The following is a 24,394-nucleotide window of genomic DNA, read 5'->3' on the forward strand; positions in this document are numbered from 1 at the left end:
TTATTTAAGTTACAATTCTCCTCTGCGTTTCACCAATACTTCTTTGATCTCTCTAGCTCGAGATTCATTTAAGCTATACTTCCACATTACAAGCATCGCCAACGCGGCAGTGGTAGCAGGCACAACGATATCTGCAATTCTCAGAGACCTCATAGTTTCTGCTGCTTGCAGACTTACATTCTGATCAAATCCAACGATTTTTAATATTACACCACTCAAGATGATTGCTATGGCTTGCCCTAATTTTACCATCCACCAGTAAATAGCGCCAAACGTTCCTTCCTTTCTTGGCATACCATTTTTTAGTTCATCCAAATCGCATACATCTGCAGTCATACTCATCATAAGAGTAAATAATCCTCCCATTCCAAAGGCGAATAACGGAATAGGCAAAAAGATTAGCCAAGGGATGCCATTACTTGCATCAATACTAAACCATGACATTCCAGCGCTCTCTAAATATGGATTCAAGAAATCAAATATAGAAGCAACACCGTTATTCAGCGATTGTCCTAATGTCGTTTGATTAAAACGATCATTTAGTTGAACATCAAAACCCCACCATTTCAATATATAACCAATAATAGATAAGAATGTAGAAATAAGAAAAGCATTTCTTTTACCCCATTTTGTTGCCATTTTAGAAATTATAGGTATAACTATAAAAGCTGTAATTATGGCGTTAAGTGTGTTAAACCAAGCAGGCCATGTTCCTGCATCTTCCCAGCTTCCTTTGTTCATATAAAAAACAATAATAAATACAGAAAATGCAGCTACTAATTGAAACCCATTAAACACTAAAAAGGTTGCGCCACAGAGTTTCATAAATGGCTTATTTTTTGAAACTTGTTTGATTCCCCTGAATAATTCTTTCATATTAGAAGCCAAGGTTTTAAAATTAATAACCTGTCGGTTTTCCATATGTGACGCATCAATACCTTTACAGAAAAAAGCGGGTAAAACGCCAAATGCTATGCAAACTGCGCCAACTATTACAGCCATAGTTCGTACTCCTTCAGCTGGGTTTTCAAAAGTATTTACGTCGGGAATTATAACATATAACCATGGCACAATCATCCAAGCGATTTGCCCCATACTATTAGCGAGACTCATTAGTCTAGTACGTTCATTATAATCTGATGTCATTTCATATCCTAAACCGACTAATGGTGTTGCGAACATTGTATTACCAACCAAGAATAAGATTTGCAAAATCATTACATACCAAAAATTAAAGGTCTGTGATGCATTTTCATCAAGTTGCCACATCAAGATAAAGAGTATCCCACTAATTATAGCACCTGTAAAAATATAGGGCCTTCTTCGACCATAACGAGACTTTGTATTGTCAGATATAAAGCCCATGACGGGATCAGTTAAAGCATCAAAAATCCTTGGCAAACCACCCAAAAGACCTGCCCAAACAGGATCCATTCCAAAAGCGGTTAAAATAAATACTTGAAGATAAACTCCCAATACTCCTGGTAAAAGATTAAGTACAAAATGACCAGCACCAAAGGCTGCTTTTTGTCCAACAGGAACTTTATCTTTAGCTGCGGTTTTAATTTTCGACATAGTTTTAGTTTTTGTTAGTTTTAGGCTCTGGTACTATAATAGTTTGCAAGGCTTGTGCACTTATTGTAATATCTATTGCATTTCCATTTAAATTAACAGTGAACCTTTTATGTGTTTGGCCTTCGTTGAAAACGACTACTGCTATTGAATCATCTGGATTCATGGCAGCCGTTACCATAAGATCTTTATCAGGATTATCAACATCAATAATTACGGCTCCTGGTCGTATGTATTTACTAAAATGAACCATGGTGTAATATAGCGGTGTAAAGTAAACTTCATCAGCTTCAGGGTCAACGATTACTGGTGCCACACACCAATTTTTAAACCAGTTTGGTCCTCCTTGCCGATCAAGAACCATATTCCAATCTACCCAACCATCAACCCAATTATTTAGACATCCAATGATATCTCTGGCATAACGATTTACTGGAGCATACTTAGGATGCAAATATTTTTCTTCTTCTGAAGCCCAATCCCAACCCCAATCTGTTGCTTCTTTAGACCAATACCATAAATCATCTCTCCATTTCGGCACTTCCGAATCTACGCAACCTTCAGTTTCAATCAAGAGTTTGTTTGGTGCTTTTGAATGTGCATATTGGAGCGCTTCAGGAAAGTAATCGTAAGTACTTTCATACCAATGTATGGCAGTTCCATCATAATATTTTGATGATTCTTCAGTGGCATACATGACATCAACCCATTCTTTTAAACCCGCTCTATTTTGATCATATCCTAGAATGATCACATCTCCTTTTCCATCCGCTTCAAGTTTTGGTCCCATATGGTTCATAACAAAATCAGTCATTTCTTCAGGAGTAAAATGCATACTCTCCCAGTTGTTTCCATTTCCATGAGGTTCATTTTCTACAGTAAAACCCCAGATATCAATTCCTTCATCTTTATAGGCATCAACATATTTAGAAAAAAACAATGCCCAAGTATCGTAGTACTTTGGAAGTAATTTACCTCCAACCCATTCTTTATTATCTTTCATCCAAGGTGGAGCTGTCCATGGCGAAGCAAAAATTTTAAATCCATCTTGAGATACAGCCATCGCATCTTTAATCATAGGAATTAAGTCATTCATATCCTCTTCAATGGTAAAATGCTCCAGATTCATATCCTCCTCTATAGGGGCATAAGAATACTGACCTAATGAAAAATCGCACGAATTCATATGTGTTCTGGTTAACGAATAATTTGCCTGATCTTTAGCGAAATAAGCTTTTAATATTTTTTCCCGATTTTCTTTACTCAGTTTATTCAATAAGTAAGCAGAAGATTCTGTAAATGCTCCTCCAAATCCGGTAATCGTTTGATATTTTTTTTCTGGATTTATTCTCAAAACCACAGTCGAATCTAACGATGGAAACTCGTTAATTTTAGTGAGCTTATTTCCACTAGCTGAAGTTTCGTAAACTTCTACTTTTAAAGATTTATCTGTATCGTGTTTGTCGTTACAGTTTGTCATAACTAGTATTAACAGAGAATAAATTACATAGTTTACTGTTTTCATATTGAACTAATTTTACTAACATACCTAGCGATTAACCATAATTTCACTTAAAGCTGGTGGTACTAAAACATCTTTCATTAGTGCATTAATATCACCCTCGTAAGTTTTCGTTATTGGTTGGCCGTTTCTTGATAATCCTATAAACACATTTTTATCGACCAAATCCCAAATAGGATATTTTGCTTTTCCATCTATTGTAAATAAACCAAAATGATTTTCTGAACCATTGGGATGTTCAGCATCTTTCCATTTTTCATTGAATGCTTCAAAGTAAAAACATGAAATTCTCTCACTATTAGTCCACTCACGCATTAAATTATAGTAGAGACCTTGTTTGTATTCATCTGTAGCCTTAGACCCATTAGATCCATAAAACCCTGAGGACACAGTTGCCCAACCGGTTTCACCTATATGTATTGGTTTATGTACGCCAATGCTTTTCATATACTTGTATACACTATCATATTGTCGTTTAGAGAATTCAATGGCACGCTTCATTGCCGCATCAATTTTTTGTTTGCTGGACAGATTTTCTTCGCTTTGTGGAACTCCCCAAAATTCAGGATTATAATGTGTGTTATGATAAGGATAGGTATGCATTGAGATATAATCAACAGATTTAATTAAGTCTTCTAAATCTTTTACATGGTATAAATTATCTCCTCCACCCCAAGAAGCAAAGTCATCAGAACTTGTAATCCATAATTCTTTTGAAAGTTTACCTTCTTTTTTTAATGATTGTAAATATTTAACCCATTTTAAAATGACATTGGGTTGCACATAATAACTTGTTGCCCATTTTACCATGGCCTCATTGCCAACAGCTATTACTTTTACAATGTCAGGATATTGATTTGCTAAAGCAACTGCTCTTTCAATTTCTCCTGCATTATTCGGACTTTCGATATCATGATTTACAGGTTGATCTGTCCAAGCATTAAGGCAATCTATCCAAGCGCCCAGCATGACATACATTTCAAAATTTGAATCCTCTTTTTTAAGTTCATCTATAGCTTTTAGAACATTTGATGCGTGAGGAAGGTTAGGTTGTACATTATAGGTTCTCAATATTTTAATACCCATTGCAGACAATAACTTCAAATCGTCTTTTAGCTCTTTAACAGTAGGTTGACTATCTCTTGACTTTTCACGATAACCTCCGTAAGAAATTGCTAAATAATGTGGATTACCTAATATATCTTTAGCTGTCACTTTTTGTCGTGTCTGCATTTCTTTTTCTTCTTTTGAAATTTGATTACAAGACCATATGAATATTGAAACAATAGTAATTACTAAAAGGTTCACCTTAGATTTCATAATGGCTTATAGTTTATTTGATGATTGATTTATGAACTGAAATAATTAATTTTTCAATTAAGCCAGAACGGTTAAATAGTTTAGTACTCGTCTTATTGTCAAGAGTCAGGTTATTAAAATTTGTAACCGAGTTATCTTTAAAAACAACTTCAATTGCATTGTCATTTCCTAGCTTATAAACAATAGGAACTTGACAATATGTAAAGGCTAATGAACCCACTTCCAAGTCAATTTGCTTCCAGTTTTTATCGACATCGACATAATTGAAGCTTTTTTTATGTTTCAGAAACTCATCCTGTCGTAACAAACTTGGTTTGAAGGTTAATTGCCCTTTTTTCACAAATACACCTAACTCACCAATTCGAGATAAAATATCCTCTTTAACTTGTCCTGTCATACCAGGCTGTTGAGCTCCTTTACCTTCAGGAGTATGAGAATACGGATCGGTTGGAAACGCACCATATAATTTAGGTGGTTTATGGGTTCCAATACCTTCATTTATTTCATAGTAATGCTCTAATAACCTTCCGATGACTTCATCATTTTCATGATTATTAATAGCTTTTAAACAACATTCCTGAACAGCTAATTGTAACTTAGATACCATATGCCAATAGATAGAACCCAAACCTTCATAGCCATAAAAAGTTCCTGAACGTCCTGTAAAAGCTTTATGATTAAAAACCGTTTCATAAGTTTGAAGTAATTGCAATTCCTCCTCCTCTACAAGCGATTTATAGGTTGTATTTTTAAGAGCTGATAAAGCTTCTGATAGGCTATTGGCATTATTAAAATTGCCGTTGAAATGGTAAACACCATTAATATCTTTAGAAATGATTTGAGTATTACCATCACGAAGCAGTTGCTTCAATAATTTAGAATTTTCTACAGCTCTATTAGGAATGGTATTTTTAGCAATAAAACGTGGAAGTTTTTTATTAGGATATAATAAATAACTGTATTGATCTTCTCTAAACAATGCACTTTTCTTCATAGCATCAAGCACATCAAGCACTTCTGAAGATGATAAATATCCTGAGCTTAATGCGGCAACTTGGCCTTCAAGCATTTCATCTAGATGTGATATTGAAATTTCAGAATTATCTACAAGAGTTACTAAGTTGTATGCGTGATGTAAATCGTCATTTCGTTTATTTGCATCTATAGTATGCTCCAAATACTTCTGCGTAATTTCAATAAATTGTTTTAATCGTTCTAATGAGATACTTTCTTTTTTACCCGTAAACGAATTTTTATATATCGTAGTTCTATAAGCACTTCCAGGCTCTCCCAAACCGTCTAGTATGGTTTTTCTATCGCTATCAGAAATAGTATCCGATAAAAGATGTTGGTGAGCGTAAAGCGTATCGCCAACTTGATTGAAAAACACGGCTAATTCTTCAGAAACATCTATAGATTGAACATGAGTATCTGAAACTATCTTGTCAAAGAAATTTAAGAATCGTCTGAGGTAATTTAATGTCACCATAGACACACCATTACCTACCAAAGCATTATTTGCATCATTCCATTCTGGGCGTTGTGTGTTTAACCAAATACCTGCTTCAGGAATAAAATTAGATACTTTTGCTAGCACAGTTGCTAGTATTTTCTCTATGAAATTTACATGGCATATACTTTGTTTTTGGTTCTTTAGCAAAGCACCATCAGCACCTAAATCTGAGCGCATTAGTCGAATTTTATCATCTAATTCTTCATCAAAATCAATGGTATCTTTCGGGTTTTTAAGTATGTCTTGATAGCTTTTAATTTTGTAAGGCACATTGGCATAGACAAATACATCTTCTGTAAAATAGCTTGCCAATTTTCCAGGGTTGTGATCTTCAATAAACTCTAAGAACTTAAGTAAATATATTATCTGGTGATCGCCCCAATACCCAATATATGACCACGGATCATCAGGCTCAATAGTTTCCCAATCGAAACCTCCTTTAGTTACACGGTAAGGATTATAACCATCAAAAGTTGTAGCGTTTAAAAATTTATGAATCATATTTTCAATAAACATAGGATACGCATGAGCTAGAGCTTCCCAATTTTGGAAAATATCTCTCCAATTTCCTTCGTAATCTAAAATTTTTGATCCATCCACTTCACTTCTGGTGTTAATAGAAAATTTATTCCATGGTCGACTTGGGTCTCCATGTCTTCTGCTAAATTTAAGAGGCATATATTCTAGACAAAGTCTTCGGAAATTTTTATCCTCACTTTGATATGCTTTCTTTTTTATTTGAGACACCGAAAACGTATCTGGTAATGTATCAAGAACTGAAGCGTTATTAAGAAATACATTTTTATTAGCATGAGAGAGATATTTACAAAAATCCCATTTCTCAATATTATAATTATTATCAAAGATTCCACCTCGCATAATATTAAACAAAGTGTTTGCAAAATGTCTTGTATCTCTTTGTTTATCTGCAGTAAGTTGCAGCGCATCAGCGGATGCATTAAGTTCTATTAATCGCTTTGTTCCATTATCTATATCAGACTGAACAGCTGCTTCAAGATTCTTATCACTTTTTATCCGATTAATGATTTGAGCGACAGACGAATGATCTTGATTCACATTACCAATCAACATCCAGTTCTTCTCCTCCTTATGATCTAATATAATTTCGGCATTCACAAAATAAGCACCTTTTTCAGCTCTTACATCAATTTCCTCAGTGAGAGACTTTTTATTCCTAAAATCTTTAAGCTGAAGTGATGACAATAAATATTTTACATTATCTAAACCTAAAGACCAGGCAATATTTGCTTTTAAAGCCTCACTAGGTTCGGCTTTATCAACAATTATAGCACTCAAGGCATAAATTCCCAATCCAGCATCTTTTTCAAGCTCACTCTTTTTGTAAGCATCTACAAGATTACTTACTCTAGTTTGCGTGTCTGATGGGACACCAAAGGGTAAAATGTTTTGAAATCCATCTAACAATGAAATAGTTACACTTCTTTCAGAATGATTAATTAAACTTGATTTTTTAACAAAGCCGAACTCATTACTAGAATTCCATTGATATCTAAATGTTAGATTTAAATCGTGATTAACTTCTTCAAAAATGACTTTATTTCCATAAATATTTTTATACAGATTTCTACTCGTTTCATAACGATCTTCTTGACGAATTGAAAAAGGTTCCCAAAGCTTTTTATGGTCAACTAAAAAAATAGATTTACTGCCTGTGATTTCTGAAGATTCGGTAATTTTATCATCCGTATAATAAGGAAAAAATGAATATTCACTATTCTTTCTACCAGCAGTTAAACCACCATTGCTTGAAATAAACATCCAGTGATTGGAATCACTTACAATACTCATAAAAAATGGTCGCATTGCATTACTATTGGCAATTTTGAAATACATCTCATTGTCAATGAGAACATGTTCCATTAACGTGCTGGTTTTATTATTTTCGATAGTACTGTTTTTCATTGGTAATGATTGGTCTGTCATTATTAACCAAACTATTTTATTAATAATTTGGACTGATTAAGATTTAATAATAGAGATGGATTTTTAAAAAGGTCGAGTTATTGCTCGACCTTTAAAACCATGAGTAATTGTTCTATTCGTAAATTCTAACGTAATCCACATACATTGTTTGTGGAAATACAGAATTTTCATTTGGAGAGCCAACATAATTACCTCCAACGGCTACATTTAATATGATATAGAATGGTTGATCAAATACCCATTCGCCTGAAACATCATCAGGTGTAATTTGATTGTACAGCACGTCATCAACATAATAATTGATATAATTCTCGCCCCATTCAATACCAAATACATGAAAACCAGTATCAAAACGATCACCAGTTAATTCATATGCTTTGGTAACGGCTTCTCCTGCAGAATAACCTGGTCCGTGTGCTGATCCATTTATTATGGTCGGCTCTTGTCCTCTATTTTCCATAATATCAATCTCTCCACATTGAGGCCAGATGACGTCATCAGAATTTTGTCCTAACATCCAAAAAGCTGGCCATAATCCTTGACTCCAAGGTAGTTTTATTCGCGCTTCGAAACGACCATATTTTTTTTCGAATTTATCTTTAGTTTGTAATCTAGCTGAAGTATAACCAGAACCCATAAATGATTCTTGAATGGCAGTTATTTTGAGCATGCCATCCTCAACAATCACATTCTCCGGACGATCGGTGTAATACTGTAACTCGTTGTTTCCCCATCCAGGAATACCTTGTTCAGCACCATTTCCAATATCAAAGTTCCACATATTTGAATCAGGAACTTCAGCCGAAACTGAATTAAACTCATCTGATTTTACAAGATTGTCAAAGGTTGTCACTGTTTGATTTTCATCGGTTGAGCAACTCGTAAAAAGAAAAACAGATCCTAATATGATTGAACAAGTAATAATTGATACCTTTTTCATATTTATTTTTTTTAATTAATTTTCAAATTCGCAATAACACTACTATTCTAATATTTTTAAGTCATCAAAATAATACGTGCTTCCATCTCCAGGTGTGCCAGGTATAAACTCAAAAAAGACTACGACTCTAACAAAACTTGCTGATGTATTTAAATCACTAAAATCCCATTCCAATTCCTCCCATTCATTCATGGTAGTTGTATTAGAATCTAATTCTATTCCAACTGTATTTCCAGCATTCTCAAATCTGACTTTTATAGGTATACCCGATTTTGGTGACCAAACTTTCATTCTAAATTTTTGGGAAGTCGAAAAATCCACCTGAGCATCTAACTCTAAAGCTGTACCTGCAAAAAATTGTGCTCCAACAGTTTTTGTAGACCTCATAACAGTAGCAGTCGGATTGATGCCACTTTGATCTGGATTAGACTCAACAGCTGTATCAGCACCTTCAAATCCAACAAAATTATAGGTTAAACTTGACTCAAAACCAATTGGTAATTCTACTTGCGTAGCAGCGGAGTCATCAACATTTGGAGAAGGATCAACAACTTCTTTATAATAGTAGATATTATCCACATAAATATTCGAGATAGTTGAATCTGATATAAAGAACAAAAGCCCTAAAGCATCTCTAGTTGATAGTCCTGAAAATTCTCCTAAGGGAATATCAAAACTTCTCCATTCATTTTGTGCCAATTCGGTACCTGGAATTGTTCTAGATCCAGAGATTTCGTTACTCGTTTGAACCCCATTAAGAAGTTGTAATCGTATAAAATCTCCTGAATCAATAGCTTCTTGCACATTAATATCAACATGTAAGTGCGTCATTTGAGTAGCATCAATTGGTTGCACATTTAAAAATGTTCCAATACCAACAAAATTTAAATTGGTATAATTAATCACTTCACCACCACCAACATTTGTTGGAGGTGCACCTCCTTGAGTCGTTTGACCATCACCATTAAAGAAACCGTTATAATAATCAACAGGCACGTTGGTATAAGCATCACTAAATAGTGAGATAACGTTTTCAGGAGATTGTGTTGGAACCGGAGCTTCTGTAAAAGGTCCTAAAGACACTAAGCTCAATGACCCTTCTGCTACGACGCCATCTAACGTGGCAGTAATAACTGTTGGAATAAACTCTCCGGTATCTGGATCTGTTGCACTCGGTCCCACAACAGTGACCACACCTAAGTCATTAACTGTTGCGACACTAGTATTTGAAGATGTAAACTGAAAATAGCCAGGCGCAGCGGCAACAACTTGGTCTAAACCAGAAGCTAAGTTAAATGTTTGAGTTAAACCGCCAATGGGTAATACAGATCCGTTAAATGTCTCTAAAAACTGATCTTGTCCATTTAAAATCTTAGGTCTTGGCTGAGCAACAGTTCCCAATTTTTCAAATTTCATTTCGTCAAACCAAACTGTGTAACCAGAGCCACCTGTGTTTTGCGTTCCAGTTGAATACCAAAACACACCTCTCTCTTCTGATAACAATGAGGCGTCAGGTATAGGAATTGTATATTTTGTCCAATTCGTACCGATACTTAAATTACTTGCCGTAACCTGGTATTTATTCTCTAAGAAATCTAACCCAAATCCAACTTCTCCCAAATTAACACCTTGAGACGCTTTAGCATAAAAAGTTAAAGCATCATATCCTGATAAATCTCTTCCTGCACCATCAACTCTTAAGATTGCTCCAGCATAGTTTCCATTCGGGTTATCGGCGTTTGGCACATCTACACGATATGAAGCTGAACTTTCAAAACCTTCCTCATCATCTACAGAAAAGGCATCTAATTTAGAATCGGCAAAAGGCAAATAAAAATCTGTTCCCATTGCGACAAAATTATCTGTAAAAATATCACCAATTGTAGAGAATGTAGCTGGAACAGCATCATCTGATAAATCTCGTTCACATCCTACTAAAGCCAGCATAATAAAGCTTAACAGAAATAAGACTTTTGAATTATAAATTTTTATATTTTTCATTTTTCTGATTTTTATTTTCCAATATTAATATGTACATATGTTCTTATTTCCCATTCAGAGCCATTAGGAAATCCTACAGGACTTAGAGGTGGTACTCCAAATTCTGGAGCTTGTAATGGAGAATATCTCGGTGAGAATTCATTTAATGATCTCCAAGTTCCTCTAATTCCAATTTGAGTGTTTGGCAAAATAAACCAATCTGGTTTTCCTAATGATGTAGACACATCTAGCATGATTTGCATTGGAAACGTAAGGTTGAAATCTCTGTGATAATCGAAAGGTCCCCAATCATTAATTTTTTGTGTATACTGAAATTTCCATTTCTTATAAATCATTCTAATGTCGCCACCAAAACGTTTGATCAATCGATCACTATCGCCATTACCTTGGCCATTGCCGTAATAGAAATTTCCAATAATGCCTAATTCTGGGGATACTTTTGAAACCATTCTTGAATGAACCTCCCATAAATCCTCAGCAGGTGCTGAAGTTGGAAAGGCAAAAAATGTACGATCGGCCTGAAAACCAATATGAGCATCCATTGCTGTTGAAAGATGGCGATATACAAACCCCAAATTCATTGCAAATTTTGCATCTTCAGATCTATCATTATCCCATTCATACATCCATGTACCTGGAGTAGGATCAAATGTTAATAACAGTTCTCCTGCTGTTGTTTTTCGATTACCGTTTCTAACAGCAAAGGGATCATCAATCACATTCCTCAATCTTCCTGGTGCTGCTACACCATTTGGCATTGGATCCACAAGAGGCATTTGCCACATAAAGTTTGGTGCTATTTGAAAATCACCAATGGAATAAGTTAATCCAGTTAAAAAGTTTGATTGATTTCCACTTCCAGAATCTTTTAATCTCCAACCTGTGAATGTCTGGGTAGCATCAGCTCCTCCTCCTGCTACAAGGCCCATAATTGCGCCTTGAGCATACCAGTTAACTTTTCCTTCTTGATAAGTTATTTTTGCTTTTCCTCCCCAATTATCTTTTCCTTGAATCTTATCAACAAAAACTTGTCCGTCCTTAAAATCTTGATATGAGCTACCATTTAATGGACTTCCTCCCCAAATACCACCTAACATTACTCCAAACTTACCAAAATCTCTTTCTACAACAAGTGTTGCTCTTTCTGTAGGCCATGCTGGAATAATACCACTTCTAACCTGGTTTTGATTCAGAATACGTTGACCATTTTCATCAAATTCTAATTCAGTTTGCACATCTCTATGGTAGATTCCTGTAACTTGATAATTCCCTAATTCTTTTCTGTATTTAAAAAGCATGGTTGGGTTAGCTCCCCACCAAAGTTGTGGTCCAAATGCAGCTTTTAAACCATCTAATGAACCTTTACCGTCAAACTCCATTCCTAAAATTTCACCACCATAGATATCTAAGTTAGGACCATAATTTGCTTCTGGATATAACCCAAAAAAATCACCTTCATATTGCCAGTGATAGTGACCAGTTCTGTAAAAACCTCTAACGTCAAAGTCTTTACCATTCCATTCAAATTCGGCATTGTAAACATTTACTCTGTTAATATCACTCTCAATCACTTGTTGGTTATTGTTATCCAGTGACGTTACTGGTCGTGCTCTATTTTCATAAAAAATCTCATCGATTGGATTTTCAGCAACTTTACCAATAATATTAAAGTTTACATTGGCTCTCATGTTAGGCGCAGGATTACCTTCAACGCCAACAAAATAAGATTGCATATGATCAAATCCTAATTGATTCGGGTAAGCACTCGAATCCGGATCAGCCGTTTCAGGAGTTGTGATTAGTGAACCTCCTGTATTGAAGGTTGTGAATTCTGCACGTAGTTGACTAAGTCTGATTTTTTCATTTCCTCCCATTGCGGCTTTATCACCTCTAGCTCTTAAAACACCATCCATTAAATTAATATTTGAGAAGTAATTGTTAACAAAGTCTAAGGTGACCCCTTCATCATATGGGTTTAAACCATGTGCTTCTTTTAATGAATAATATGCTGCCCTTGGATACAATGTGTACAGTCCTCTTGCATTGTTTGGTCCCTTAGCACAGATACCAAACCACTCTTCATTCATATTATTACTTCCATTTTCAGTATCTAAATAATAACCTCCATTAGACCAAGAAGCGCCATTATCATGAATATCTAAGTTTTTGGTTTGACCTAACTTCCACCAACCATCACTAAACTGAAAAGTAAAACCTCCAATTGAATTTCCAGATTTACCTAATCCAGCAGCATTTTGGTATATTTCTTTCCAATTTTCAACCATAAAAAATGCTTGCATCTTTTGGTCTTCTTGGTTTGATAGTGCATTAAAAGCATCAGCTCCAAACTCTGTAAACATAATAGGTTTGTCAAGTTCATTTTTCACACGTTCAAACGCGTCACCGAATGACTTGCCTCGGTACATATTAGTTCCATAAATGTCTACATCTTTACATTCTTCAGCAATGATCTCTGCGAATAATAAATCACCATTACAAATTGCAACTGGATGTGATGAATCAATAGATTTCATTTTCACAGCGGCATCATTCATAAGTTTATACATAGGACGTCCTCGCTTTTCACCAACTTCCCGTTTTTTATCTTCTTCATCAGGAAAATCTTCAGTTTCTGCTCCAGCCCAAAAGAGTCCATAATTATTTTCATTACCTAATAAGAACAGTAACAATCCTGGAGTGTCTTTATAAGTTTCAGCCATCTCAGTTATTTCTCCCATCAACAATTCTTTAGTTGCAGGATCTCTATAATCTGTTACTGGCGTCCATACACCATTTATGGTCAGACCATAACGACCAAAAGAATTATTAAGCATTGTATATATGCCGTAATTCTCATAGATGTATTGAATCCAACGTGGTTGAATACCAACGTAAACTCGAATTGCGTTAACACCCATGTTTTTAAGCAAACTCATTTCGTCATCAAGAGCCGCTTTAATTATATCATCTGGTTGATCCCATAAACTGTATGAGTAATTTGTGCCAATAGGAACATAATCCCAATTCATTCCATTAATCATGAAATCCTCACCATTTACAACAAGTTTCATCCCATCAGTGTCCTTGTGGACTGAAACTTTCGCTGCCTGAGAATAAATTGAAGTTGTAATTAACAGAAGAATTAATCTTAAAATAGTTCTCTTCATTGTATTGTTTTTTTAGTTGATTAATAGATTTTATCCAATTGTAAATCTAATTATTTGGTCATGTGCAGATTTGAAATAGTTCTCTTGGACAAGACAAGAATTGAATTCAAGTTACACAAACCTAAATTTAAAGCTAAGAGTTATTAAATCAATAAAAAAGACCTAAACAAAAAACATACATCATAAAAAAACAACGTTTTTTTTATTAAATCTTTAAATTTTCATATTAAATACTTAGCAGGTAAGCTAATCGCAAGTGACCAACTACAACGTTGTAAACTCTAAAATAAGTGTTTTGTATAGGTAATGTATAGTAAAGAATGTGCTATGTATAGCCTCTATATTTCTAAAATATAATTTGTTAAGCTGGATTCGTGTGGTAAATCCATTTTTTTTCTGAGTCTGTATCGTTTTACTTCAACACTTCTCGGTGAGATGTTAAGTAGAGGAGCTATTTCTTTTGAAGATAGATTCAGTCTTAAATATGCACATAATTTAAGATCATTTGGTGTTAAATTTGGATGTTTCGATTTTACTTTCTTTAAAAAGTCTTTATCTGCATTATTGAATGCTTCTTGAAAAAATTTCCAATCATCTGTATTATTGAGATTTTTATCAATGATCTTAATTACTGGCTTTAACTGAGTGTCTTCAGCTTCATTTGCTTTTTTAAGTTCGTCTTTAATACTATTTAAAAATTCGTTTTTCTTTATCAAACTCATTGTAGATATAGCTAATTCTCTATTTTTATTCTCAATATCCTGTTTTAGCTTTTCGTTATTTAACTGCATTAATTGTTGTTCATTCTCAAGTTGTTTCAACTCCAAATCACGTTTATTTTTTAATACTAATTCTTTCTTTTGTTTCTTGTAGTAAGCCTTGTAAACATTGTGAATCACCACAGATAAGAGAATTAATCCAATGGTATAAAATAACAACATGACATTAGTGATATACCAAGGTTTTTTTATAATGAACGAATAACTGGATATACTCTTAGAGGTCATACCACCTACTCTTACATTAACATTGAATGTATAATTGCCATGTGGCAGATTTTTAAACAGTACTGATGCTTCATCAGACCACTCACTCCATTGATCGTATAAACCTTCTAATTGATAAGTGTATTCCGGTTTATTTAACTTATAGTATGCCGGAACACTAAATGTAAATTCTATATTATTAAATGCGTTTCCAAATTCTTCAGCCTTTGATAAATTAATTGATTTCTTTTCAGAATTTAAATCATAGTTCTTAATAGAATTAATATAAACATCAAAAACTTTATCATGCACCTTATCTAAGTCTATTATAATATATCCTACAGATGTTCCTACCAAATATTTTTCATCTTGAATGCTCAGAATATTTTCATACCCAATCATCATTTTAGCTATTTTATGTGGTAGTGAAATGCTACTAATTTTCTTAGTATTACTCAATTGCCCTTGGGATACATAACTTAAATTATTTTCAGAAATACCCCAAAGTCTGTTGTGTTTCTTATCTAGTATTAATTTACCAGATATGTAAGATTCTTTATCATAGAGCAAGCTCAATATGGAATCCCTTTTAAACCTATTGTCGAATTTATCATATTTAAAGACACCATCTTTATAGGCATAGAGAATATCATTTTCGTATTTGACTAATGAAGAATTTAGACCTTTTTGAATGGTTTTATCATTACTCACTTTTACAACTTCGGTTAAATCATCATTTAGCTTTAATTTGTAAACGCCCTTATATTCATGATTGACAAATAATTCTGTATCATTCAAGAAATCAAAATATTTTGAAGAAATATCAAATCCTTTAACCTTATGTTTAAATTGCCATGTATCATTTTGTTTCTCTAATACATTTAACCCATTGTAATTTCCTTGAACTAGTAAGTTTCTAATTGGTTTGATTGTCCAAGTACCTGGTGTATTTGCTATTAATGTTGCTTTACCATTACGGACTTGAAAAGTACCATCATCATGCCCACAAAATAAAGTACCTTCATGAATGACTAAACACCAAACCTGACCTTTTGTACCTTCAATGAATTTGAAATCCTGAATGGAATCATACGGTTTATAAAATAACCCTTGATTTGTGCCGAGATATAAAATATTGTCATGAATTGCTGACGTGTAAATGGTGCCTAAAGTTCCTTTCGCATCATCGAAAAACTTAAACGGTGAATTTGTGTTTATGCAGTTGATTCCATTGTCTAAACCTAGCCAAATATTACGATCAATATCTTCAAAAATAGATAACACAGTATTGTTGCTAATTCCTTTAGATTTGTTGATAGTATAATCTATTTCTCCATTTTCTTTTAGAAAAACAATACCATTGGAAATAGTCCCTAATGCTAATCGATTATCTCTAAGTTTCAGACTGTAGTACACACTTATAGTTGATAAATATTCTTTTGCAGGAGTATTCCACGGTGTCAGTTCGTTATTGTTCAATACAAAAAAACCTTTTTTTTGTGTTTGAATTAAAAACAAATTATTGTGATCAAAAATATTTACAACGGTATTTTCTTTAAGTATGTTGCTGTTGTTGACGAGTTGACCTGTTCCATTTTCAATTTTATAAATCCCGTCGTTAAGTTTTTGAAAATAGATAGCATTTTCGACTTTAATCATTTTGGTTAATCGTGTCTTAGAATCAATGATTCGGAAGGATTTGTCGATTTTATTGAAGCTATATATCCTATTTAAGGACTGAAATAATATCCAGTCATCTAGGGCTATAATATTCCAAAACTGTTCATCTTCAATCAAATCGTCTTGTATGGACTTTGATAAAGATGTGTAAGTCAAATGTCCGTATTCATCATGCTCCCAGAAACCAAACTCCATGTAACAACCTGTATAAATTTGATTATCAATAACATTTACAGATCTTATAATTGTATTGTTTGGAGAAGGATACAATTGCCAGCGAGCTCCATTGTATTCTAATAATCCATTATTATTAGCAACATAAATAAACTTATTAGCGCTTTGAGATATCGACCAATTTTGGTTTTCAGCATCGTAAGCCGAATTTGAGAATACTTCAATAGGAGGTATTTCTTGAGCTGTTGCCATATTTATGACTACACAAAAAAGAAGACCACAAATGTGCTTGAATAGTTTCATAAGTCGACTGTCATTATTAATCAATAGCCAATATACGCAATTTGTATAGGAAAAATAAATGTAGCCTTTGAACTATACAAAATTAAATAACAGCCATACATAAATACTAAACACATTGGATTTTTAAACAACCCAAACCAAAATGATCACAAATAAAATGTACTAAAACTTAGTGATTTCTTCTTAGATCATGATTGCAAATCGCAAATGACTTGTCGACTTTTTGAATTTTTAAACTCTCTATTGATCAATTAGCTATTTACCAATACAGAAATTAGCAAAAATATTACCCAACAAATCGTCATTAGTGATTTCACCTGTAATCTCGCCAAAGTGATACAACGCTTGTCGTATATCAATCGCTAATAAATCGCCTGAAAGCCCACTTTCTAGTCCGTGTTTAACTTTCTGAATTTCCTCAAAAGCCTTCAACAAGGCATCAAAGTGTCGTGAGTTTGTTACGATGGTTTCATTATTTCTAAGCGAACCTGTGTTGATTAAGTCTAAAAGTGAATTCGTCAACTGCTCTACTCCAAAACCCGTTTTAGCAGATAGTAATTTTATTTCTGAAATTTCAGATTGTATTTTAGAGATTAAAATATCATCAACCTTATCTATCTTATTCGCAATTACAAGAAGTGGCTTTTGCGGATACTTATTCTTGATTTTCTCCAATTCTACTTTTAAAACCGATCTCTGATCTTTAAAATCACGTGCATCAAATAAGTAAATAACAACTTGGGCTTGATCTATTTTTTCAAAGGTTTTTTTAATACCAATCGATTCAACGACGTCATCAGTGTCTCTGATTCCTGCTGTGTCAATAAATCGGAAGCCTATTCCTCCTATCGAAATTTCGTCTTCAATGGTATCTCTGGTTGTTCCTGCAATTTCAGAAACGATAGCACGTTCTTCATTTAATAAAGCATTAAGTAAAGTCGATTTCCCAACATTGGGTTCACCAACAATGGCAACAGGAATCCCATTTTTTATCACATTACCAACAGCAAACGAATCTATCAAACGTTTAAGAACAAAGGTGATTCTTTCAACAAGTGCTTTAAACTGAGAGCGATCTGCAAACTCTACATCTTCTTCTGCGAAATCCAATTCCAGTTCAATTAACGATGCAAAGTTTAGTAATTGTTCCCTTAGCTTAGCAATTTCCGAAGAAAAGCCACCACGCATTTGTTGCATAGCAATTTGATGAGACGCCTCATTATCACTAGCAATCAAATCGGCTACAGCTTCAGCTTGCGACAAATCTAATTTTCCATTTAAAAATGCGCGCAAGGTAAACTCTCCAGCATTCGCCATTCGGCATCCATTCCGGAGAAACAACTGAATAATTTCCTGTTGGATATAATTCGAGCCATGACAGGAAATCTCAATAACATTTTCTCCTGTGTAAGAATTCGGGTTTTTAAATACTGAGACTAAAACTTCATCCAGAACTCTTTCATCTTCGACAATATGACCTAAATGTATGGTATGCGTAGCTTGGTCGATAAGCGATTTGTGATTAACGACCGATTTAAAATGCGCATCAACGATAGAAATCGCCTCAGTTCCTGAAAGACGTATCACAGCAATAGCTCCACTTCCAGCTGCTGTAGCCAACGCAATAATAGTATCATGATGAGTCATTATAAAGGCATTTTTTACAAAAGTATTGCAATTTTAACTTTCTAAAGCATTTTATAAAAGTTCTTTAAGTTTTTATTATCAATTGACTTGTTATATTTGTAGTAGTAAAAATTATAAATTATGAAACGTATTATTTCTATTTTGGTATTGTGTTTACTTGTGTCGTCTTGTAAAACCGAAGAAAAACAAACTGTTAAAAGAGATGGATATTATATTTCAGGAACTGCGCCTGGTGTTTACAATGGGATTAGAGCCTATTTAGAAACCACAGATGATCGCGGAAGAAAAATTGCAAAGGATACCGCCATTGTCATGAACGAAAAATTTGTATTTGAAGGTAAAGTCGATTATCCAGAAATGCTCTATCTAAAAATTAATAGCGTTAAAGGATCTAAACCTTTAATCTTAGAGAATGAAGAAATTAAGGTCACTATCAATAAGGATGACATAAATAATTCTACAATTGAAGGCTCAGCGGCTAATGCTGCCTTAAATTCATATAATGAAAAAGCAAATGAATTAAGTTCAAAACGTTTTGAAATGGGAAAACAGTTACGTTCTGCAAGACCAAAAGACAATAACCCAAATGCTGTTGGACAGAATTCTGAAATGACCGAAATAAATCAAAAAATGAAAGATTTTCCTTTTGAATTTATTAAGGAAAACAGTGACAATCCCTTCTCTATTATATTACTGAAGCAATTGGCTGATTCAAAAGAAGCCGATTATGACAGAATTGAATCGGCTTTAAATTCTTTAAGTGATGAACAGCAAACATCTATTGCAGCAACGATGCTTAAAACTCAATTACATATAAAGAAAGTTGAACAGGCAGCTGTTGGAGCTACTGAAATTGGTCAGGTTGCACCTCCTTTTTCTGCACCAACTCCAGATGGAAAAATGTTATCTTTAAACGATGTTAAAGGGAAATTAACACTCATCGATTTTTGGGCATCTTGGTGTAAACCTTGTAGAAGGGAAAATCCAAATGTTGTGAAAGTTTACAACAAATATCATAATAAAGGACTAGAGATTATTAGTGTTTCTCTGGATGGAAGTCGTACTCAAAAAGATCCAAAAGCTGCCTGGATTAAGGCAATTGAAGACGATAAACTTACTTGGAGTCATGTATCAAATTTGGGCTATTTTAATGATCCTGTTGCTAAAGCTTATAATATTCGTTCTATTCCTGCTACGTTTTTATTAGATCAGGATGGTAAGATTGTTGCCAAAAACCTCAGAGGTGATGCACTAGAAAAGAAAGTCGCCGAATACCTTAATTAAACATAATGAAACTAACCTGTTACAGTATCATCATCTTTGTTCTTCTTATTTCTTGTAAAGAAGACAAAAAAACAGAATTCATTGAAGTAAACCAAGACCACTATACCATTCAAGGTTCTGCTCCTGGCCTTTTTAATGGTTTAAGAGCATATCTTAAATCTACTGACGAAAAAGGGTTTTTAAAGTCTCAAGATACTGCTATCATAATGAATGAAGCGTTTACCTTTGAAGGTAACGTTGATCATTCTGAAGTTTGGTTCTTAGAAATTAATAGTTTAGATGGTTCTCTACCTTTTGTAATTGATAATGTCAACTTGAGTTTTGAAATTAATAAAGATGATATTAAACAGTCGGTAATTAAGGGTAATCAAGTCAATAACACTATCAATGAATTTAATATTCAATTAAAAAAATTAGAAGATTCCCTAAGTCATACGAGCGAGCGCTACAGACAAATGATTCTGAATAAAGAGAATGTTACAGGTATGTCTGATAAAGTAGAACACCTGAAAGAAGTGATTTTAAAGTTTCCTCACGAGTTTATTCAAAACAACACAGATAGTCCTTATGGTTTGGTATTGTTGAATAATATGATAAGAAGAAGTGCTTCAGACAAAGGTTTTATTGTCGAATCTTATGATGCTATTAATGAAGACCTAAAGACATCTAACTTAGGAAAACGTGTTGCGAAAAGCATTCCGAATATTAGAATTCAATATGCCATTATTGCGGCAACTGATATTGGTAGAGTTGCTCCAAATTTCTCTGCTCCTGATCCAAATGGTAATATTATTGAATTAAATAAAATTAGAGGAAAAGCCACACTGGTTCATTTTTGGTCATCATGGTATAAAGCGTCCCGAAGAGATAATGCACGATTAGTTAAATTGTATGACAAGTATCACGATCAAGGATTGGAAATGATTGGTGTGTCTCTAGATGGAAATACAAATCAAACACATCCAAAATCAGATTGGAAACAAGCTATAAAAGAAGATAAATTAATTTGGAGTCAGATTTCTAACCTTAAATATTTTAATGATTCAATCTCAAATGCTTATAATGTAAGATCCTTACCTGCTTCTTTCTTATTAGACAGTGATGGTGTTATCGTAGGTAAAAATCTCCAAGGAAACTCATTAGAGGATAAATTAAAAGCGTTATTAAAATAAAACTCAGTGGCACTATATCTTACCCATTTTATGCATCACAAATAAAATAATGATAGGAATAATTAAGAGGCCAATCATTAATACATCGGTTTGAAAAAGTGTTGGCACTAGAATTAGAGTTACTACCAGACCTCCTATTGCGCCACCAAAATGAGCATCATGACCAATATTTCCTACTCTGTTTTTCATGCCATAAATAGAATACAGTAAATATCCTATTCCGAAAATATACGCAGGAATTGGTATGGGAATAAAAAACAAATACAAACTCATACCAGGATTTAATAATATGGCTGCATACAAAATTCCAGTTACAGCACCACTTGCTCCAACAGCACTATAATGGAATTCATTTTGATGAAAATATAAGGAGAGTAAACTGCCTAAAAGTAAACTAACGATATAAATTACAATAAAATTCAACTCACCAACGCCATAGATTACGACATCTGCGAAGAAGTACAAGGTGAGCATGTTCATGAATAAATGAGACATATCTGCATGTAAAAACCCAGAACTAAACATTCTAAATTGTTCACCTCGTCTAACGCTTCCAACATTAAACTTATAGCGCTCAAAAAAACTGTAATCATTAAAACCTTTGTAAGATATTAATACATTAGCAGCAATTATCACAATGGTAACTAAACTTAAGTTGCCCATAGACTTTAAACATTAAATTATACATATATTTGCTCTTGCAAATTTAAGGTTAATAAATGCAATTTCTAGCTTACATTCTTATTTATCCCATTTTGTGGTTGGTATCGATTTTACCGTTCAGACTTTTATATGCTGTTTCTGATGGACTATTCGTTCTACTCTACTATATCGTTGGCTACCGAAAAAAAGTTGTAAAAAGTAATCTTAATCTAGTCTTTCCTGAAAAACCTGAAAAGGAAATTAAAGCGATTACAAAAAAGTTTTACCACCATTTATGTGATATGATTGTGGAGTCTATTAAATCACTCAGCATCTCAGAATCTGAAATGAAAAAGCGTTTTACATTTACGAATATTGAAGAAATTCATGCCATTGAGAATACCAATAAAAGTATCGTTTTGATGTGCGCTCATTATGGGAGTTGGGAATGGATTTTCATTTTACAAACTCATATTAAAGCTAAAGGGTATGCTATATATAAACGTTTAGCAAACAAATATTTTGATGGTCTTGTAAAACGAATTAGAGCCAAATACAATAGCTATTTAATTACTACGAAAGAAACAATTCCAATTCTAATTGAAGCGAAACAAAAAGGTGAATTAACTATTAACGGATTTGCTTCAGATCAATCGCCAAGACGTGATAAGGCTTTTCATTGGACCGAATTTATGAATATTAAAGTCCCTGTTCATACTGGTGCCGAAATGTTAGCTAAAAAATTAGATATGGCAGTCGTTTTCTTCAGAGTGAAAAAATTAAAAAGAGGGTATTACGAAACAACGTTTGAAACCATTACGACATCGCCAAATGATTTTAAAGATTATGAAATTACTGATATTTTTCTGAAACTGGTTGAAAAACAGATTCATGAGGCGCCTGAATATTATTTATGGACGCACAAACGCTGGAAACACAGAAATCATGTCCCGAAAGAATTTCAATAAATTATAGGCTGAACCAAGATTTTACAGTAGTATCCTGTGTTACATCATTTTTTACTAAATGATGGACAAACTCATTATTAGCGCCTATGTATTCATAATCAGAAGCCCATTCTTTGTGATGTTTCGCCAAGGCCTTAATACTCTCACATACAAAATTCATTTCTTCATTGGTAGTAGTTGGATGGATAGACATTCGAATCCAGCCTGGTTTTCTAACCAAATCACCTATTGAAATCTCATTGGTAAGCTCATGACTTGTTTTTTGATCTACATGTAGTAAAAAATGTCCGTAAGTTCCAGCACAACTGCAACCTCCACGTGTTTGAATTCCGAAGCGATCATTCAATAACTTCACACCTAAATTATAATGTAAATCATCAATATAAAATGAAATCACTCCCAAACGATCCTGATGTTGACCAGCTAAAATATTGATATTTTCAATATCTGAAAGCGCTCTAAAAATGATTGAGGTCAACTCATGTTCGCGTTTTAAAATAGGCTCAACTCCCATGGCTTCTTTTAGCTTAATGGCAAGTGCAGTTTTTATAGTTTGTAAAAAACCTGGAGTACCACCATCTTCGCGATCCTCAATATTATCAATGTATTTATGTTCTCCCCAAGGGTTCGTCCAGCTCACAGTTCCTCCTCCTGGACAATCAGGAATCATATTATGATATAATTTCTTATTAAAAACTAAAACACCAGATGTTCCAGGACCTCCTAAAAATTTATGAGGGGAAAAGAAAATTGCATCCAAAGCCTGATCTTCATTTTCGGGATGCATATTGATATTTACATAAGGTGCTGAACATGCAAAATCCACAAAACAAACGCCACCATGTTTATGCATCAATTCGGCAACATCATGATATGGTGTTTGAATTCCAGTAACATTAGAACCTCCAACAATAGACGCAATTTTTAATGTACGATCCTTGTATTGTATTAATAGAGCTTCAAGATTTTTTAAACTGAATAAACCTTCGTCATCTGGTGGAATTACTTCGACTTTGGCAATGGTTTCTAACCATGATGTTTGATTAGAGTGATGCTCCATATGCGATATAAAAACTACAGGACGAATCTCGTCAGGTATTTCAGTAAACTTTCTTAAATTCTCAGGAACTTTAAGTCCGAGAATACGTTGAAACTTATTTACGACACCTGTCATACCATTCCCTGAAACAATAAGTACATCATCGTCATTACAATTCACATGCTTCTTAATGATGTGTTTAGCTTCATGATACGCTTTCGTCATGGCAGTGCCAGAAACTGTAGTTTCGGTATGTGTGTTTGCCACAAATGGTCCAAATTCATTACATAGTTTTTCTTCAATTGGTCTGTATAAACGACCTGAAGCTGTCCAATCTGTATAAATTATTTTTTTCCTACCAAAAGGCGATTCAAACTCTTGATCTATACCTATAATGTGTTGTCTGAACGCCTGGAAATGCTGTTCAAGTTGTGAAGGTTTAGAGGTTGAAGTTTCTGTGGAAATCATTATTATTCTTTTTAAATTCTAAAAAAGTATT

14 protein-coding genes are annotated in these 24,394 nt (G+C 33.8%); 3 read left to right on the forward strand and 11 right to left on the reverse strand.

Translation table 11 applies throughout. From position 1 onward, the window contains the following. Nucleotides 1–9: 9 nt before the first annotated feature. The 9 genes from TD18_RS05420 to mnmE form a co-directional block, all read right to left on the reverse strand. Nucleotides 10–1,575, reverse strand: coding sequence for an MFS transporter (locus TD18_RS05420; RefSeq protein WP_040249544.1), 1,566 nt, complete (start codon nucleotides 1,573–1,575; stop codon nucleotides 10–12). Between the two features lie 4 nt (nucleotides 1,576–1,579). Continuing rightward, entirely contained in the window at nucleotides 1,580–3,097 is a 1,518-nt protein-coding gene (locus tag TD18_RS05425) for a glycoside hydrolase family 30 protein (protein WP_040249547.1), read from the reverse strand. A 24-nt stretch (nucleotides 3,098–3,121) separates the two neighbouring features. Next, a complete protein-coding gene (locus TD18_RS05430) occupies nucleotides 3,122–4,414 on the reverse strand; it encodes a glycosyl hydrolase family 17 protein (protein WP_040249550.1) in 1,293 nt (430 codons plus the stop codon). 13 nt (nucleotides 4,415–4,427) lie between these two features. Next, the gene (locus TD18_RS05435) at nucleotides 4,428–7,892 is read right to left on the reverse strand and encodes a hypothetical protein (RefSeq protein WP_084205850.1); all 3,465 of its coding nucleotides are present in this window, start codon (nucleotides 7,890–7,892) and stop codon (nucleotides 4,428–4,430) included. Between the two features lie 112 nt (nucleotides 7,893–8,004). Further along, nucleotides 8,005–8,832 (reverse strand): glycoside hydrolase family 16 protein, encoded by an 828-nt coding sequence (locus TD18_RS05440; protein WP_040249552.1) that lies wholly within the window; start codon nucleotides 8,830–8,832, stop codon nucleotides 8,005–8,007. A gap of 42 nt (nucleotides 8,833–8,874) precedes the next feature. Next, nucleotides 8,875–10,833 (reverse strand): carbohydrate-binding protein, encoded by a 1,959-nt coding sequence (locus TD18_RS05445; RefSeq protein ID WP_174435319.1) that lies wholly within the window; start codon nucleotides 10,831–10,833, stop codon nucleotides 8,875–8,877. Nucleotides 10,834–10,844: 11 nt separating this feature from the next. Then, nucleotides 10,845–14,000: a glycoside hydrolase family 2 TIM barrel-domain containing protein gene (locus TD18_RS05450; protein WP_040249555.1), complete on the reverse strand. Its 3,156-nt coding sequence runs from the start codon at nucleotides 13,998–14,000 to the stop codon at nucleotides 10,845–10,847. 338 nt (nucleotides 14,001–14,338) lie between these two features. Continuing rightward, nucleotides 14,339–17,092, reverse strand: coding sequence for a helix-turn-helix and ligand-binding sensor domain-containing protein (locus tag TD18_RS05455; protein WP_241480646.1), 2,754 nt, complete (start codon nucleotides 17,090–17,092; stop codon nucleotides 14,339–14,341). A gap of 306 nt (nucleotides 17,093–17,398) precedes the next feature. Continuing rightward, nucleotides 17,399–18,790 (reverse strand): tRNA uridine-5-carboxymethylaminomethyl(34) synthesis GTPase MnmE, encoded by a 1,392-nt coding sequence (mnmE, locus tag TD18_RS05460; RefSeq protein ID WP_040249559.1) that lies wholly within the window; start codon nucleotides 18,788–18,790, stop codon nucleotides 17,399–17,401. 120 nt (nucleotides 18,791–18,910) lie between these two features. Here mnmE and TD18_RS05465 point away from each other — a divergent pair, with 120 nt between their 5' ends. Both TD18_RS05465 and TD18_RS05470 read left to right on the forward strand, forming a co-directional pair. Continuing rightward, nucleotides 18,911–20,074, forward strand: coding sequence for a TlpA disulfide reductase family protein (locus tag TD18_RS05465; RefSeq protein WP_040249561.1), 1,164 nt, complete (start codon nucleotides 18,911–18,913; stop codon nucleotides 20,072–20,074). A gap of 5 nt (nucleotides 20,075–20,079) precedes the next feature. Continuing rightward, nucleotides 20,080–21,246, forward strand: coding sequence for a TlpA disulfide reductase family protein (locus TD18_RS05470; protein WP_040249563.1), 1,167 nt, complete (start codon nucleotides 20,080–20,082; stop codon nucleotides 21,244–21,246). 12 nt (nucleotides 21,247–21,258) lie between these two features. Here TD18_RS05470 and TD18_RS05475 read toward each other — a convergent pair whose 3' ends face one another. After that, nucleotides 21,259–21,909, reverse strand: a complete 651-nt coding sequence (locus TD18_RS05475; protein WP_040249565.1) for a rhomboid family intramembrane serine protease — start codon at nucleotides 21,907–21,909, stop codon at nucleotides 21,259–21,261. 56 nt (nucleotides 21,910–21,965) lie between these two features. On the opposite strand from TD18_RS05475, the gene TD18_RS05480 reads away from it, so the two are divergent. Next, complete coding sequence (locus tag TD18_RS05480) at nucleotides 21,966–22,856, forward strand: lysophospholipid acyltransferase family protein (protein WP_040249569.1); 891 nt, start codon at nucleotides 21,966–21,968, stop codon at nucleotides 22,854–22,856. Nucleotide 22,857: 1 nt separating this feature from the next. Here the strand turns inward: TD18_RS05480 and TD18_RS05485 are convergent, their stop codons facing one another. Next, nucleotides 22,858–24,363, reverse strand: coding sequence for an aminotransferase class V-fold PLP-dependent enzyme (locus TD18_RS05485; RefSeq protein WP_040249572.1), 1,506 nt, complete (start codon nucleotides 24,361–24,363; stop codon nucleotides 22,858–22,860). Nucleotides 24,364–24,394 lie beyond the last annotated feature (31 nt).

Origin of the sequence: Psychroserpens mesophilus, from assembly GCF_000826645.1 — a bacterium.
Classification (GTDB): Bacteria; Bacteroidota; Bacteroidia; order Flavobacteriales; family Flavobacteriaceae; genus Psychroserpens; species Psychroserpens mesophilus.